This is a genomic window from Rhizobacter sp. P3_C12 (assembly GCF_056402735.1).
Map to the genome: position 1 here is coordinate 24,626 of NZ_JBFUGW010000027.1, position 13,020 is coordinate 37,645.

Below are 13,020 nucleotides of genomic sequence, written 5' to 3' on the forward strand. Positions count from 1 at the left end.
CATGAGTGCGCCCGTAGCCCGGATGCCAATCCGGGATGCATCGTCCCGCGACCATCCCGGATTGGCATCCGGGCTACGGGTTTCTGCGTGGCTGCAGGCGACGCCATTCGCACTGGTGTTCCTGCTGTTCCTCGTGCTGCCGCTGCTGCTGGTGGTGACGGTCAGCTTCTGGCGCGCCACCGACTACGAGCTGATCCCGGCCTTCACCTGGCAGAACTACCTCGACGTCTTCAACGAGACGACGGTCCGCACCTACCTGTCGACGCTGAAGTTCTGCTTCCTCGTCTGGCTCGTCACGCTGCTGATCGGCTTCGCGGTGGCGTATTTCCTCGCGTTCCACGTGCGCTCGGTCGGCGCGCAGACGCTGCTGTTCATCCTGTGCACCGTGCCGTTCTGGACCTCCAACGTGATCCGCATGATCTCGTGGGTGCCGCTGCTCGGGCGCAACGGGCTGATCAACCAGGGGCTGCAGGCGATCAACGTGATCGATTCGCCGATCGAGTGGCTGCTGTTCAGCGATTTCTCGGTGGTGCTCGCCTTCGTGCACCTGTACACGATGTTCATGATCGTGCCGATCTTCAACTCGATGATGCGCATCGACCGCGCGCTGATCGAGGCGGCACGCGACAGCGGCGCGAGCGGCTGGCAGACGGTGTGGAACGTCGTCGTGCCGCTGAGCCGCACCGGCATCATCATCGGCTCGATCTTCGTCATCACCATCGTGATGGGCGACTTCGTGACGATCGGCGTGATGGGCGGCCAGCAGATCGCCTCGGTCGGCAAGATCATCCAGGTGCAGACCTCGTACCTGCAGTTCCCGATGGCCGCGGCCAACGCGGTGATCCTGCTGGCGGTGGTGCTGATGATGATCTGGGGCCTGACCCGGCTCGTCGACATCCGGAAGCAGCTCTGATGCACGCCGACAAGCGCCCGCGCAGCTTCTACGCCCTGGCCGCCGTGTTCGGCGCCTTCGTGCTGTTCCTCTACGGCCCGATGATCACGATCTTCGTGCTGAGCTTCCAGGGGCCCGAAGGCGGGCTCACGTTCCCGATGCGCGGTGCCTCGCTGCACTGGTTCGCGAAGCTGTGGGAGGGCATGGGCGTCGTCGACATCGCGGCCGCGTTCCGGCGCTCGGTGGCGTTGGGCAGCGTCGTGATGCTGCTGACGGTGCTGCTGTCGCTCGGCGCCGGCCTCGCGTTCCGCAAGAAGTTCGCCGGCTCGGGCGTGCTGTTCTACACCTCGGTCGCGAGCCTGATCATGCCGTCGATCGTGGTCTCGCTCGGCATCGGGCTGCAGTTCCGGCTGATCGACACCGCGTTCAAGGGCGTGCTCGAGAGTGTCGGCGCGAGCGGGCTGCTCGAGGGCTACGGCACCGCGATGGGGCTGTACACCTCGGCGCTCGGCGCGCACATGACGTGGACGCTGCCGTTCGGGCTGCTGATCATGCTGGCCGTATTCAACCGCTTCAATCCGGCCTTCGAGGAGGCGGCCGCCGACCTGGGCGCCACGCCGTGGCAGAGCTTCCGCCACGTGGTGCTGCCGCTGATCGCGCCGAGCCTGGTGGGGGTCGGCATGTTCGGCTTCACGCTCAGCTGGGACGAGATCGCGCGCACCTCGCAGGCGATCGGCGACGTCAACACGCTGCCGCTGGAGCTGCAGGGGCTGACCAGCACCGTCACCACGCCGGCCATCTACGCGCTCGGCACGGTGACGACGGTGGTGTCGTTCGCGGTGATGGGCTGCACGCTGGCGCTGGTGAAGTTCCTCGGCAAGCGCCGCGGCGCCTGACGATGGCCGAAGCGACCGCGGCGACCGGGGGTGCCGACCGGGTCTATGAAGCGATCTATGCGGCGGTGATCGACCACCGCCTCGCGCCCGGCTCGCGGCTGCGCGAGGAGGAGCTGGCGCAGACCTTCGAGGTCTCGCGCACGCTGGTGCGCCAGGCCCTGCACAAGCTCGCGCAGGACGGCGTGATCGTGCTGCGGCCGAACCGCGGTGCCCAGGTGCCCGAGCCGACGCGGCGCGACGGCGAGCATGTGTTCGATGCGCGGCGCGTGGTGGAGTGCGAGGTGGCGCGGCGGCTCGCCGGCAAGCTCAGCGCGGAGCAACTGGCCGAGCTGCGCCAGCTGGTCGAGGCCGAGGCGCGGGCGACGAAGTCGCAGAACAAGCAGGAGGCGATCCGGCTGTCGGGCGAGTTCCACCTGAAGCTCGCGCGCATGAGCGGCAACCCGATCTTCGTGCGGCTGCTCGAGGAGCTGCTGCCGACCACCTCGCTGCTGATGGCGCTCTACAAGTCGCCCGGCGAGCCGATGTGCGTCGCGCACAGCCACCAGCAGCTGCTGCAGGTGATTTCGAAGGGGGCCGGTGCGGGGGCGTCGACCGAGATGCGGCGGCACCTGAACGAGATCGAGCGCTCGCTGTCGCAGCCGGCGGTGAAGGCGGTGCCGGCGTTGCGGGATGTGTTTCGAGGGTATCGCTCGTAGGCCAGCCATCCGTTCGCCCTGAGCAGGGACCGAGCCTGTCGAGGGCCCGTCCGTCGAAGGGTTGGTTCTAAAGCGCGCATGGCCTTCGACAAGCTCAGTCCGACCCTTCGACAGGCTCAGGGCGAACGGGGTTTCAGCGGCACGCGAAGCGATACACCCCGTCAGCATCCACCGAGCGCACCAGCCTCCCCGCCAGCCACAACGCATGCAGGTGCGCGATCGATTCGCCCATCGCGAACGTCGTCTGGTGCAGGTCCAGCTTGCGCGTGAACAGCACCGTCAGCAGGTCGGCCGCGCTTTGCGGCGCGGTGGCGCAGGCGCGCATCACGTCGGCGAAGCGATCGTCATGGTGCGTCACCAGCTGCTGGATCCGCGTGTGCATGCCGCGGAACGGCCGGCCGTGCGACGGCAGCACCAGCGTGTCGGCCGGCAATGACGCATAGCGCTGGATCGACGCCAGGTACAGCGGCAGCGGATCGGCCTCGGGCTCCAGGTCGATCACGCTGACGTTGGTCGAGATGCGCGGCAGCAGCATGTCGCCCGAGATCAGCACACCGAGCTCGGCGCAGTACAGCGACATGTGCTCCGGCGCATGCCCGTAGCCGGAGATGCACTGCCAGCCGTGCCCGCCGATCGCGAGCACCATGCCGTCGAGCAGCCGGCGGAACGCGGCCGGCACCTGCGGCACCATCGTCGCGTAGTAGTTGCTGCGCGCCTTGATCTTCGCCACCGCCTCCGGGTCGGTCAGCCCGTGGCTGGCCATGAACTTCGCCGCCGCCTCGCCGCCGAAGCCGGTGGTGGAGGTGCTGGCCAGCCGCGCCGCGTTGTAGTCGGTCGCGCTGATCCACAGCCGCACGTTCCAGCGCTCGGTCAGCCAGTGCGCCAGCCCCATGTGGTCGGGGTGCATGTGCGTCACGATCACCCGCAGCACCGGCAGGCCCTGCAGCTCGTCCTCGAACACCTGCTCCCAGGCCGCCTTCGTCGCATCGTTGGTGATGCCGCAGTCGACGATCGTCCAGCCGGCGCGGCCGTCGATCTCGTCGCGCAGCAGCCAGAGGTTGATGTGGTCGAGCGCAAAGGGCAGCTGCATGCGCAGCCACCGCACGCCGGGCGCCACCTCCAGCGTCCGGCCGGTGTCGGGCAGGTTCTCGCCCAGCGGGTACTGCAGCTGTCGCTCGAGCTCGTTCATCGGCTTGGTCGGTGATGTCATGGGGCGGCTACACTTTACGTATACGTCAATCAGCCGATTCTAGGTTTTCATGCCGCACGCTGCTGTCGCCGAGGTGTCCGCCACCTCGTCCACCCCGGGAATCACCTACACGATCAGCGAACTCGCCCGCGAATTCGACCTGACGACGCGGGCGATCCGCTTCTACGAGGACTGCGGGCTGCTGTCGCCGCAGCGTGCCGGGCGCAACCGCATCTACACCGCGCGCGACCGCACCCGGCTGAAGCTGACGCTGCGCGGCAAGCGGCTCGGGCTGACGCTGTCCGAGGTGAAGGAGCTGGTCGACATGTACGAGTCGCCGCGCGACACGCAGGCGCAGCTGAAGAAGTTCCTCACGGTGCTGGGCCTGCACCGCCAGCAGCTGGAGCAGCAGATGGCCGACCTGCACGTCACGCTCGACGAGGTGCGCACGCACGAGAAAGAGGCGAAGCGGCTGCTGAATTCGCCCTGACACGATCCATCCCAGAAACTGACGGAGACACCCCATGAACCTGCCCGGACTCGACTTCCAGCTCGGCGAAGACATCGACGCGCTGCGCGACAGCGTGCGCGCCTTCGCCGAGGCCGAGATCGCCCCGCGCGCCGCCGAGATCGACCGCAGCGACCAGTTCCCGATGGACCTGTGGCGCAAGATGGGCGAGCTCGGCGTGCTCGGCGTCACCGTCAGCGAGGAATACGGCGGCGCCGACATGGGCTACCTCGCCCACATGATCGCGATGGAGGAGATCAGCCGCGCGTCGGCCAGCGTCGGCCTGAGCTACGGCGCGCACAGCAACCTGTGCGTGAACCAGATCAAGCGCAACGGCAGCGAGGCGCAGAAGCGCAAGTACCTGCCGAAGCTGATCAGCGGCGAGCATGTGGGTGCGCTCGCGATGAGCGAGCCGGGCGCCGGCTCCGACGTGATCAGCATGAAGCTGAAGGCGGAAGACAAGGGCGGCCACTACCTGCTGAACGGCACCAAGATGTGGATCACCAACGGCCCCGATGCCGACACGATGGTGGTCTACGCGAAGACCGAACCCGAACTCGGGGCCCGCGGCGTCACCGCCTTCATCGTCGAGAAGGGCATGAAGGGTTTCAGCACCGCGCAGAAGCTCGACAAGCTCGGCATGCGCGGCTCGCACACCGGCGAGATGGTGTTCCAGAACGTCGAGGTGCCGGCCGCCAACGTGCTGGGCAGCCTGAACGGCGGCGCCAAGGTGCTGATGAGCGGGCTCGACTACGAGCGCGCGGTGCTGGCGGCCGGGCCGATCGGCATCATGCAGTCGGTGATGGACAACGTGGTGCCGTACATCCACGACCGCAAGCAGTTCGGCCAGAGCATCGGCGAGTTCCAGCTGATCCAGGGCAAGGTCGCCGACATGTACACCGTGCTGCAGGCGGCGCGTGCCTTCTGCTACACGGTCGGCAAGAACCTCGATTCGCTCGGCGTCGAGCACGTGCGCCAGGTGCGCAAGGATTGCGCGAGCGTGATCCTGTGGTGCGCCGAGAAGGCCACCTGGATGGCCGGCGAAGGCATCCAGGTCTTCGGCGGCAACGGCTACATCAACGAGTACCCGCTCGGTCGTCTCTGGCGTGACGCGAAGCTCTACGAAATCGGCGCGGGCACCTCGGAGATCCGTCGCATGCTGATCGGCCGCGAGCTGTTCGCCGAAACGATGTGAATATGCTGCGGCGCGCCGATTCGAGCCCGTTTCCTGACGGCTGTTTGACAGGTTCGGGCGAATATCGCGCGCCGCCGAAAAGGCAAGAAAAAACTTCGCGCACCAGTTCACATCGGCTTGCAATTGAATCGCGAAATGAGTAGGGATATCCCGGTCCGGCTTTCTAAGATGCTGTCCATACGGCGCCGTTCGCGCCATACCGGAACATCTGATGTCTACCAAACCGACTTCCGCTGTGCAGCGCTTCCGTCTGCACGCGCTGGCCGTTACCGGCCTGCTGGCCGCCACGCTGGCTGCCCCGTTCGCGGCGCTGGCCGCCGAGCCGATCGTGATCGGCCAGGTCGCACCGTTCACCGGCCCGCAGGCCGTGACCGGCAAGGCGATGAACGCCGGCGCGAAGCTGTACTTCGACGCGGTGAACCTGAAGGGCGGCGTGCGTGGCCGGCCGATCAAGCTGGTGACGCGCGACGACGCGCAGAAGCCCGACGACAGCGTGCGCCTGACGCGCGAACTGATCGCCGCCGAAGCGCCGGTCGCGATGATCAGCACGGTGGGCACCGCCAACCTCGAGGCGCTGGCCAAGGACGGCGTCTACACGCAGACCAAGACCTCGCTGGTGGGGGCGGTGTCGGGTGCGGCCTCGGTCGTCAAGGCGCCGGGCATGCACATCGTGAAGGCGAGCTACCACGACGAGGTGGGTCGCCTGTTCGACCAGCTGTCGCATGTCGGCGTGAAGCGCGTGGGCCTGGTCTACCAGGACGACGGCCTGGGCAAGGACGTGCTGACCGGCGCGCAGGCGGCGGCGCTGAAGCACGGCATCGAGCTGGCGGTGACGAGCGGCTACCCGCGCAACACGGTGCAGGTCGAGAAGTCGGTCGCCGACATCATCGATTCGAAGGTGCAGGTGGTGTTCCTCGGCGCGACCACCGCGGCCGGCATCGAGTTCGTCAAGCAGTACGCCGCCAAGGGCGGCCAGGGCATCCTGTACGGCATGTCGATCATCGACACCGATGCGCTGCTGAAGGCGCTCGGCCCGGAGCGTGCGCGCGGCTACGCGTTCTCGGTGGTGCTGCCGCTGCCGCAGCAGAGCAGCCTGGCGGTGGTGCGCGAGTACATGCAGCTGAAGGCCGCCTCGAACAATCCGGACCTGTCGGCCCGCTCGATCGAGGGCTTCATCGCCGCGAAGGCGCTGGTCAAGGTGCTGGAGACCACGACCTCGCTGACGCCGGCCGGCGTCACCGCGGCGCTGAATGCCGCCAGCGCGATCGACGTCGGCGGCTACACGCTCGACTTCAGCGTCAACGACAAGCCGGGTTCGCACTACGTGAACTTCGCGATGTTCGGCGCGAACGGCAAGATCCTCAACTGACGACGGGGCCTGCATGCCCCGCGGGAGCGTGGGCATGACAGGGCACATCGTCGCGTTGGGCGGGGGCGGCTTCTCGATGGAGCCTGAGAACCCCCGCCTCGACCGCTACATCCTCTCGCTTGCCCGCCGGCCCCGCCCGCGCGTGAGCTTCATCGGCACCGCCAGCGGCGACAGCCCCGACTACCTGCTGCGCTTCTACAAGGCCTTCGCGAAGCTCGACTGCGAGGCCCGCCACCTGCCGCTGTTCCAGTTCGACCGCGGGCTCGACCTGCGCGCCGAGGTGCTCGCGAGCGACGTCGTCTACGTCGGCGGCGGCAACACGCCGGCGATGCTCGCGGTGTGGCAGCTCTACGACCTGGCGGCGGCCTTCGCCGACCTGCTCGACGCCGGCGGCGTGCTGGCCGGCATCAGTGCCGGCGCGAACTGCTGGTTCGACCGCTACGTCACCGACAGCGTGCCCGGCGGCGGCGTGCAGCAGGGCCTCGGCTTCGCGGCCGGCACCTTCTGCCCGCACTACGACGGCGAGGCGTGGCGCCGGCCGCTGGTCGAGCAGGTGGCGCGCGACCACGCCGGCGACTGCCTCGCCTGCGACGACAGCGCCGCGGTGCGCCTGGATGCGCAAGGCCGGCTCGTCGAAGCCGTCACCTCGGTCGAGGGCAAGCGCGCCCACCGCTGGACCGACGGCGAGCCGGCGCCCCTCATCACCCGGCTGCTGGCCTGAGAGGGTGAGAGCGAATCCGCAACTGCTTACACTGCCGCGTCTTCGCTGCACTGCAACATCATGACCACCGACCTGCAAGAACTTCTCGCCAGCAACCGCCTGTGGGCGCAGCGCACCGAAGCACGCTCGCCGGGCTTCTTCACCGGGCTGCTGAAGCAGCAGGCGCCGCAGTACCTGTGGATCGGCTGCGCCGACAGCCGCGTGCCGGCCAACGAGCTGGTCGACCTGGCGCCGGGCGAGCTGTTCGTGCACCGCAACGTCGCCAACGTGGTGGTGCACTCCGACCTGAACGCCTTGTCGGTGATCCAGTTCGCGACCGACATGCTGAAGGTCAAGCACATCATCGTGGTCGGCCATTCCGGCTGCGGGGGTGTCGCGGCGGCGCTGCACGACCGGCGCGTGGGCCTCGCCGACAACTGGATCAGCCACGTCAAGGACGTGCGCAACAAGCACCAGGCCTGGCTCGACACCGTGCAGGAAGCGCGCCGCGTCGATGCGCTGTGCGAGCTGAACGTGATCGAGCAGGCGCGCAACGTCTGCCACACCACGGTGGTCGAAGAGGCGTGGCGGCGCGGCCAGGAACTGGTCATCCACGGCTGGTTCTACGGCCTGTACAACGGCCTGCTGCAGGACATGAAGATCACCATCGCCGGCCCGGAGCAGGTCGGCACGGCGTACGACGATGCGCTGGCGGGGCTGCAGTCGCGCTATGCGTCGATGGGGGCGGTCGGCTGAACCGCGGCGGCGCATGTTCCCGCAGGCCCTCACCGACGCGCGCGCGTTCGGCATCGCACAGGCGATGCTCGACGGCTTCAACCGGCACTACCGCTTGTTCCGCGCCRCCAGCGCCGGGGCCAAGCAGCGCTTCGAGACGGCCGACTGGCACGGCCAGCAGCGCGCGCAGCGCGAGCGCATCGAGTTCTACGACGTGCGCGTCGATGAGGCCGTCGAGCGGCTGCAGACCGAGTTCGATGCCGCCAGCCTCACGTCCGAGGCCTGGCAGGAGGCCAAGCTGCACTACATCGGCCTGCTGACCAACCACCACCAGCCCGAGCTCGCCGAGACCTTCTTCAACTCGGTGACGACGAAGATCCTGCACCGCAGCTACTTCAACAACGACTTCATCTTCGTGCGCCCGGCGGTGTCGACCGAGTACATCGAGAACGACGAGCCGGCGTCGCAGCCGACCTACCGCGCCTACTACCCGACGCGCGAGACGCTGCGCGAGACCTGGCTGCGCGTGGTGCACAACTTCCAGCTGGCCTGCGAGTTCGAGGACCTGGAGCGCGACATCGACCACGTGCTGGCCGCCGTCACCGCGCAGATGGGCGATTTCCGGCCGCGCGCGAACTTCCAGATCCAGGTGCTGAGCTCGCTGTTCTTCCGCAACAAGGGCGCCTACGTGGTGGGCAAGGTGATCAACGGCTACAAGGAGACGCCGTTCGCGCTGCCGATCCTGCACAGCGCCGGCGGCCACGGGCTCACGATCGACACCGTGCTGCTCAGCGAGGACGACCTGCTGATGCTGTTCAGCTTCGCGCGCGCGTACTTCCTGGTCGACATGGAGATCCCGTCGGCCTGCGTGCAGTTCCTGCGCACGCTGATGCCGCGCAAGCCGCGCTCGGAGCTGTACAGCGCGCTCGGGCTGCAGAAGCAGGGCAAGAACATCTTCTACCGCGACCTGCTCGCGCACCTGCGCCACAGCAGCGACACCTTCCGCATCGCGCCCGGCATCAAGGGCATGGTGATGCTGGTGTTCGACCTGCCGTCGTTCCCGTACGTGTTCAAGGTGATCAAGGATTTCTACCCGCCGCAGAAGGAGACGACGCGCGAGCTGATCAAGAGCAAGTACCTGCTCGTGAAGCAGCACGACCGCGTCGGGCGCATGGCCGACACGCTGGAGTACAGCAACGTCGCCTTCCCACGGGTGCGCTTCGACGACGAGCTGGTGGCCGAGCTGAAGCACTTCTGCGGCAGCCTGCTCGAGGAGGATGGCGACGACCTGGTGATCCGCCACGTCTACATCGAGCGCCGCATGGTGCCGCTCAACATCTACCTGCAGGAGGCGACGCCCGAGCAGGTGGAGCACGCGGTCATCGAGTACGGCAACGCGATCAAGGACCTGGTCGCCGCGAACATCTTTCCCGGCGACATGCTGTGGAAGAACTTCGGCGTCACGCGCAACGGCAAGGTGGTGTTCTACGACTACGACGAGATCGAGTACCTGAGCGACTGCAACTTCCGCCGCGTGCCGGCACCGCGCACCGAAGAGGAGGAGCTCTCCGCCGAGGTCTGGTACCGCGTCGGGCCGCGCGATGTGTTCCCCGAGACCTTCGGGCCATTCCTGCTCGGCCACCCGGGCGTGCGCGAGGTGTTCATGAAACACCATGCCGACCTGCTGGACGCCGATTTCTGGCAGCGTCGCAAGGAGCGCATCCAGGCCGGGCACGTGCACGACGTGTTTCCGTACGACCCGGCGCGGCGCTTCAAGAACCAACGACGGCTGCGCGCGGCGCAGCTGGGCTCCGACGTGACGACATCGACATGACGACGACATTGAACGAACGCAGCCGTGCCGCGGTGTGGCACCCCTGCAGCCAGATGAAGCAGCACGAGACGCAGCCGCTGCTCGAAGTGGCCGGCGCCGACGGCGTGTGGCTGGTCGACACGGCGGGCCGGCGCTACCTCGACGGCATCAGCTCGTGGTGGGTCAACCTGTTCGGCCACGGGCACCCGCACCTGCGCGCGGCGCTGCATGCGCAGCTCGACACGCTGTGCCACGTGATGCTGGCCGGCTGCACGCACGAGCCGGTGGTGGCGTTGTCGGAGCGGCTGGCCGGACTCACCGGCCTGGGCCATGCGTTCTACGCCAGCGACGGCGCGGCCGCCACCGAGATCGCGCTGAAGATGAGCGCCCACCACTGGCGCAACCGCGGCCGGCCCGGCAAGAACAAATTCATCGGTATCGAGGGCGGCTACCACGGCGAGACGGTGGGCGCGCTGTCGGTGACCGACATCGCGTTGTTCCGCGATGCCTACGGCCCGCTGGTGCGCCTGAGCGCGACGGTGCCGAGCCCCGATGCGCGCGGCGCCGAGCCGGGCGAGACGCCGGCCGACGTGGCGCGCCGCTGCGCGCAGGCGCTGCAGGCGGTGCTGGAATCGCGGCACGACGAGATCGCCGCGGTGATCGTCGAGCCGCTGATCCAGTGCGCCGCCGGCATGGCGATGCACGACCCGGCCTACCTGCGCGAGCTGCGCGCGCTGTGCGACCGCTACGAGGTGCACCTGGTGTGCGACGAGATCGCAGTCGGCTTCGGCCGCACCGGCAGCCTGTTCGCGCACCAGCAGGCCGGCATCCGGCCGGACCTGCTGTGCCTGTCGAAGGGGCTGACGGGCGGCACGATGGCGTTGTCGACGGTGCTGGCCACCGACGAGGTGTTCGCCTCGTTCTACGACGACAGCACGGCGCGCGGCTTCCTGCATTCGCATTCGTACACCGGCAACCCGCTGGCCTGCCGCGCCGCGCTCGCGACGCTGGAGATCTTCGGCCAGCGCGACTGGATGGCGCACAACGCGGCAACGGCCGCCGCGCTCGACGCGCTGTGCGAGCCGCTGCGAGCGCACCCGGCGGTGCTGCGCAGCCGCCGGCTCGGCATGGTGTGGGCGTTCGACATCGACAGCGCGGATCCGCTGTTCGCGCGCCGCTACCACGCGGCTGCGCTGCGGCACGGGCTGATGCTGCGGCCGATCGGCAGCACGCTGTACTTCATGCCGCCGTACGTGATCGATGCGGCGGCCTGCGCACAGCTCGCGGCCGGTGCGCTCGCCGCATTGCAGGAGAGCTTGTCATGAGCGTCGAAGGCTATTTCGTCACCGGCACCGACACCGGCGTCGGCAAGACCCTGGTCGCGAGCACCTTGATGCTCGACCTGCGGCGCCGCCACAAGCGCGTGGTCGGCATGAAGCCGGTGGCCGCCGGCACGATCGCGACGCCGCACGGCGACGACAACGAAGACGTGCTCGCGCTGCGCGCCGCCGCCACCGTCGCGGTGCCGCGCGAGCTGGACAACCCGTACTGCCTGCCGCTGCCGTTGTCGCCCCACCTGGCCGCGCGCGCGGCCGGCGTGCAGATCGACATCTGCGAGCTCGGCCGGCGCTACCGCGACCTGGCCGCGTTGGCCGACGCGGTCGTCGTCGAAGGCGCCGGCGGCTTCCTGGTGCCGTTGAACGACACGCAGACCGGTGCCGACCTCGCGCAGGCGCTCGACCTGCCGGTGCTGCTGGTGGTCGGCCTGCGGCTCGGCTGCCTGAACCACGCCTTGCTGACGCAGGAGGCGATCCGCGCGCGCGGGCTGCGCCTGGCCGGCTGGGTCGCGAACCGCGTCGACCCGGCGATGCTCGCGGTCGACGAGAACATCGCGACGCTGCGCGAGCGCATCGACGCCCCGCTGTGGGCCGAGCTGCCGCACCAGCCGCACGCGAGCGCGCAGGACATGCTGCGCCACTGGACCGCGCGATGAACGCCTTCGACCTCGCCGAGATGGCCACGGAGCTCGACGCGCTGGACGGCGCCAGCCTGCGCCGGCGCCGCCGCGTGGTGCAGCAGGTGGACGGCCCGCGCATGGTGGTCGACGGCGAATCGCTGCTCGCGTTCTGCAGCAACGACTACCTGGGCCTGGCGCAGCACCCGGACCTGATCGCCGCGGCGCAGCGCGCAGCGCAGCAGTGGGGTGTCGGCGCGACCGCGTCGCCGCTGGTCTGTGGCCACACCGAGGCGCATGACGCACTGGAGCGCGAGCTGGCCGCGTTCGTCGGCCAGCAGGCGGCGCTCAGCTTCTATGCCGGCTTCGCGGCCAATGTCGGGCTGCTGCCGGCGCTGGTGGGGCGTGGCGATGCGCTGTTCTGCGATGCGCTGAACCATGCCTGCCTGATCGACGGTTCGCGGTTGTCGGGCGCGCAGATCGGCGTGTATCCGCATGGCGACCTGGAGGGCCTGGCCAGCCGGCTCGCCGCATCGACGGCCGAGCGCAAGCTGGTGGTCACCGATGCGGTGTTCAGCATGGACGGCGACCTCGCGCCGCTGCCCGGGCTGCTGTCGCTGTGCGAGCGCCACAACGCGTGGCTGCTGGTCGACGATGCGCACGGCTTCGGCGTGCTCGGGCCGGACGGGCGCGGCACGGCGGCGCATTTCGGGCTGCGCTCGAAGCGCCTCGTCTACATGGCGACGCTCGGCAAGGCGGCCGGTGGGGCCGGCGCGTTCGTCGCCGGCGACGCGACGCTGGTCGACTGGCTGCTGCAGCGCACCCGCAGCTACACCTTCGCGACCGCGATGCCGGCGATGCAGGCCGAGGTGCTGCGCGAGAGCCTGCGCGTGATGCAGCGCGAGCCGCAGCGGCGGGCCCACGTGCTGGCGCTGGTGAAGCGGCTGCGCGCCGGGCTCGCAGCGCTGCCGTGGCCGAACCCGCCGTCGCCGACGCCGGTGCAGCCGCTGATCCTCGGCGGCAATGCCGAGGCGCTGGCGATGGCCGCGGGCCTGCGCGAGCGCGGCCTGTGGG

The 13,020-nt window shown here is 68.9% G+C and carries 13 protein-coding genes; 12 read left to right on the forward strand and 1 reads right to left on the reverse strand.

All coding sequences use genetic code 11. From position 1 onward, the window contains the following. The first annotated feature begins 1 nt into the window (after position 1). Genes AC1DXV_RS07105 through AC1DXV_RS07115 form a run of 3 tightly spaced genes read left to right on the forward strand, consistent with a single transcriptional unit; the run spans position 2 to position 2,483 of the window. Positions 2-913: an ABC transporter permease gene (locus AC1DXV_RS07105; protein WP_477933009.1), complete on the forward strand. Its 912-nt coding sequence runs from the start codon at positions 2-4 to the stop codon at positions 911-913. Continuing rightward, positions 913-1,788: an ABC transporter permease gene (locus AC1DXV_RS07110; protein ID WP_047506816.1), complete on the forward strand. Its 876-nt coding sequence runs from the start codon at positions 913-915 to the stop codon at positions 1,786-1,788. The genes AC1DXV_RS07105 and AC1DXV_RS07110 overlap by 1 nt, the downstream gene beginning before the upstream one ends. A 2-nt stretch (positions 1,789-1,790) precedes the next feature. Then, positions 1,791-2,483: a GntR family transcriptional regulator gene (locus AC1DXV_RS07115; protein WP_477864457.1), complete on the forward strand. Its 693-nt coding sequence runs from the start codon at positions 1,791-1,793 to the stop codon at positions 2,481-2,483. A 133-nt stretch (positions 2,484-2,616) separates the two neighbouring features. Here AC1DXV_RS07115 and AC1DXV_RS07120 read toward each other — a convergent pair whose 3' ends face one another. Then, positions 2,617-3,672: an MBL fold metallo-hydrolase gene (locus AC1DXV_RS07120; RefSeq protein WP_477864464.1), complete on the reverse strand. Its 1,056-nt coding sequence runs from the start codon at positions 3,670-3,672 to the stop codon at positions 2,617-2,619. 70 nt (positions 3,673-3,742) lie between these two features. Here AC1DXV_RS07120 and AC1DXV_RS07125 point away from each other — a divergent pair, with 70 nt between their 5' ends. The 9 genes from AC1DXV_RS07125 to AC1DXV_RS07165 form a co-directional block, all read left to right on the forward strand. Beyond that, complete coding sequence (locus AC1DXV_RS07125) at positions 3,743-4,162, forward strand: MerR family transcriptional regulator (RefSeq protein ID WP_477864456.1); 420 nt, start codon at positions 3,743-3,745, stop codon at positions 4,160-4,162. A gap of 34 nt (positions 4,163-4,196) precedes the next feature. After that, positions 4,197-5,375, forward strand: a complete 1,179-nt coding sequence (locus AC1DXV_RS07130; protein WP_477864455.1) for an isovaleryl-CoA dehydrogenase — start codon at positions 4,197-4,199, stop codon at positions 5,373-5,375. A 211-nt stretch (positions 5,376-5,586) separates the two neighbouring features. Further along, positions 5,587-6,744, forward strand: coding sequence for an ABC transporter substrate-binding protein (locus AC1DXV_RS07135; RefSeq protein WP_477933011.1), 1,158 nt, complete (start codon positions 5,587-5,589; stop codon positions 6,742-6,744). A 34-nt stretch (positions 6,745-6,778) separates the two neighbouring features. Continuing rightward, positions 6,779-7,465 (forward strand): Type 1 glutamine amidotransferase-like domain-containing protein, encoded by a 687-nt coding sequence (locus AC1DXV_RS07140; protein WP_477933013.1) that lies wholly within the window; start codon positions 6,779-6,781, stop codon positions 7,463-7,465. A 60-nt stretch (positions 7,466-7,525) separates the two neighbouring features. Further along, positions 7,526-8,200 carry a carbonate dehydratase gene (gene can / locus AC1DXV_RS07145; RefSeq protein ID WP_477864452.1) on the forward strand — a complete coding sequence of 225 codons (675 nt, stop codon included), beginning with the start codon at positions 7,526-7,528 and terminating at the stop codon, positions 8,198-8,200. Between the two features lie 13 nt (positions 8,201-8,213). After that, on the forward strand, positions 8,214-10,013 hold the full coding sequence (gene aceK, locus AC1DXV_RS07150) for a bifunctional isocitrate dehydrogenase kinase/phosphatase (RefSeq protein ID WP_477933015.1): 1,800 nt from the start codon (positions 8,214-8,216) through the stop codon (positions 10,011-10,013). Further along, the gene (gene bioA, locus AC1DXV_RS07155; RefSeq protein WP_477864450.1) at positions 10,010-11,317 is read left to right on the forward strand and encodes an adenosylmethionine--8-amino-7-oxononanoate transaminase; all 1,308 of its coding nucleotides are present in this window, start codon (positions 10,010-10,012) and stop codon (positions 11,315-11,317) included. The genes aceK and bioA overlap by 4 nt, the downstream gene beginning before the upstream one ends. Beyond that, positions 11,314-11,985, forward strand: coding sequence for a dethiobiotin synthase (gene bioD, locus AC1DXV_RS07160; RefSeq protein WP_477864449.1), 672 nt, complete (start codon positions 11,314-11,316; stop codon positions 11,983-11,985). The genes bioA and bioD overlap by 4 nt, the downstream gene beginning before the upstream one ends. After that, a partial coding sequence (locus tag AC1DXV_RS07165; RefSeq protein WP_477933017.1) for an aminotransferase class I/II-fold pyridoxal phosphate-dependent enzyme occupies positions 11,982-13,020 on the forward strand: 1,039 nt, incomplete at its 3' end. The genes bioD and AC1DXV_RS07165, both read left to right, overlap by 4 nt.

What these genes read in the sequence shown, in the direction of transcription:
- AC1DXV_RS07120 (WP_477864464.1), bottom strand. Translation starts at nt 3,672, where the DNA reads ATGAACGAGCTCGAGCGACAGCTGCAGTACCCGCTGGGCGAGAACCTG.
- AC1DXV_RS07110 (WP_047506816.1), top strand. Translation starts at nt 913, where the DNA reads ATGCACGCCGACAAGCGCCCGCGCAGCTTCTACGCCCTGGCCGCCGTG.
- bioD (WP_477864449.1), top strand. Translation starts at nt 11,314, where the DNA reads ATGAGCGTCGAAGGCTATTTCGTCACCGGCACCGACACCGGCGTCGGC.
- AC1DXV_RS07125 (WP_477864456.1), top strand. Translation starts at nt 3,743, where the DNA reads ATGCCGCACGCTGCTGTCGCCGAGGTGTCCGCCACCTCGTCCACCCCG.
- AC1DXV_RS07115 (WP_477864457.1), top strand. Translation starts at nt 1,791, where the DNA reads ATGGCCGAAGCGACCGCGGCGACCGGGGGTGCCGACCGGGTCTATGAA.
- AC1DXV_RS07140 (WP_477933013.1), top strand. Translation starts at nt 6,779, where the DNA reads ATGACAGGGCACATCGTCGCGTTGGGCGGGGGCGGCTTCTCGATGGAG.
- AC1DXV_RS07130 (WP_477864455.1), top strand. Translation starts at nt 4,197, where the DNA reads ATGAACCTGCCCGGACTCGACTTCCAGCTCGGCGAAGACATCGACGCG.
- can (WP_477864452.1), top strand. Translation starts at nt 7,526, where the DNA reads ATGACCACCGACCTGCAAGAACTTCTCGCCAGCAACCGCCTGTGGGCG.
- AC1DXV_RS07135 (WP_477933011.1), top strand. Translation starts at nt 5,587, where the DNA reads ATGTCTACCAAACCGACTTCCGCTGTGCAGCGCTTCCGTCTGCACGCG.
- bioA (WP_477864450.1), top strand. Translation starts at nt 10,010, where the DNA reads ATGACGACGACATTGAACGAACGCAGCCGTGCCGCGGTGTGGCACCCC.
- AC1DXV_RS07105 (WP_477933009.1), top strand. Translation starts at nt 2, where the DNA reads ATGAGTGCGCCCGTAGCCCGGATGCCAATCCGGGATGCATCGTCCCGC.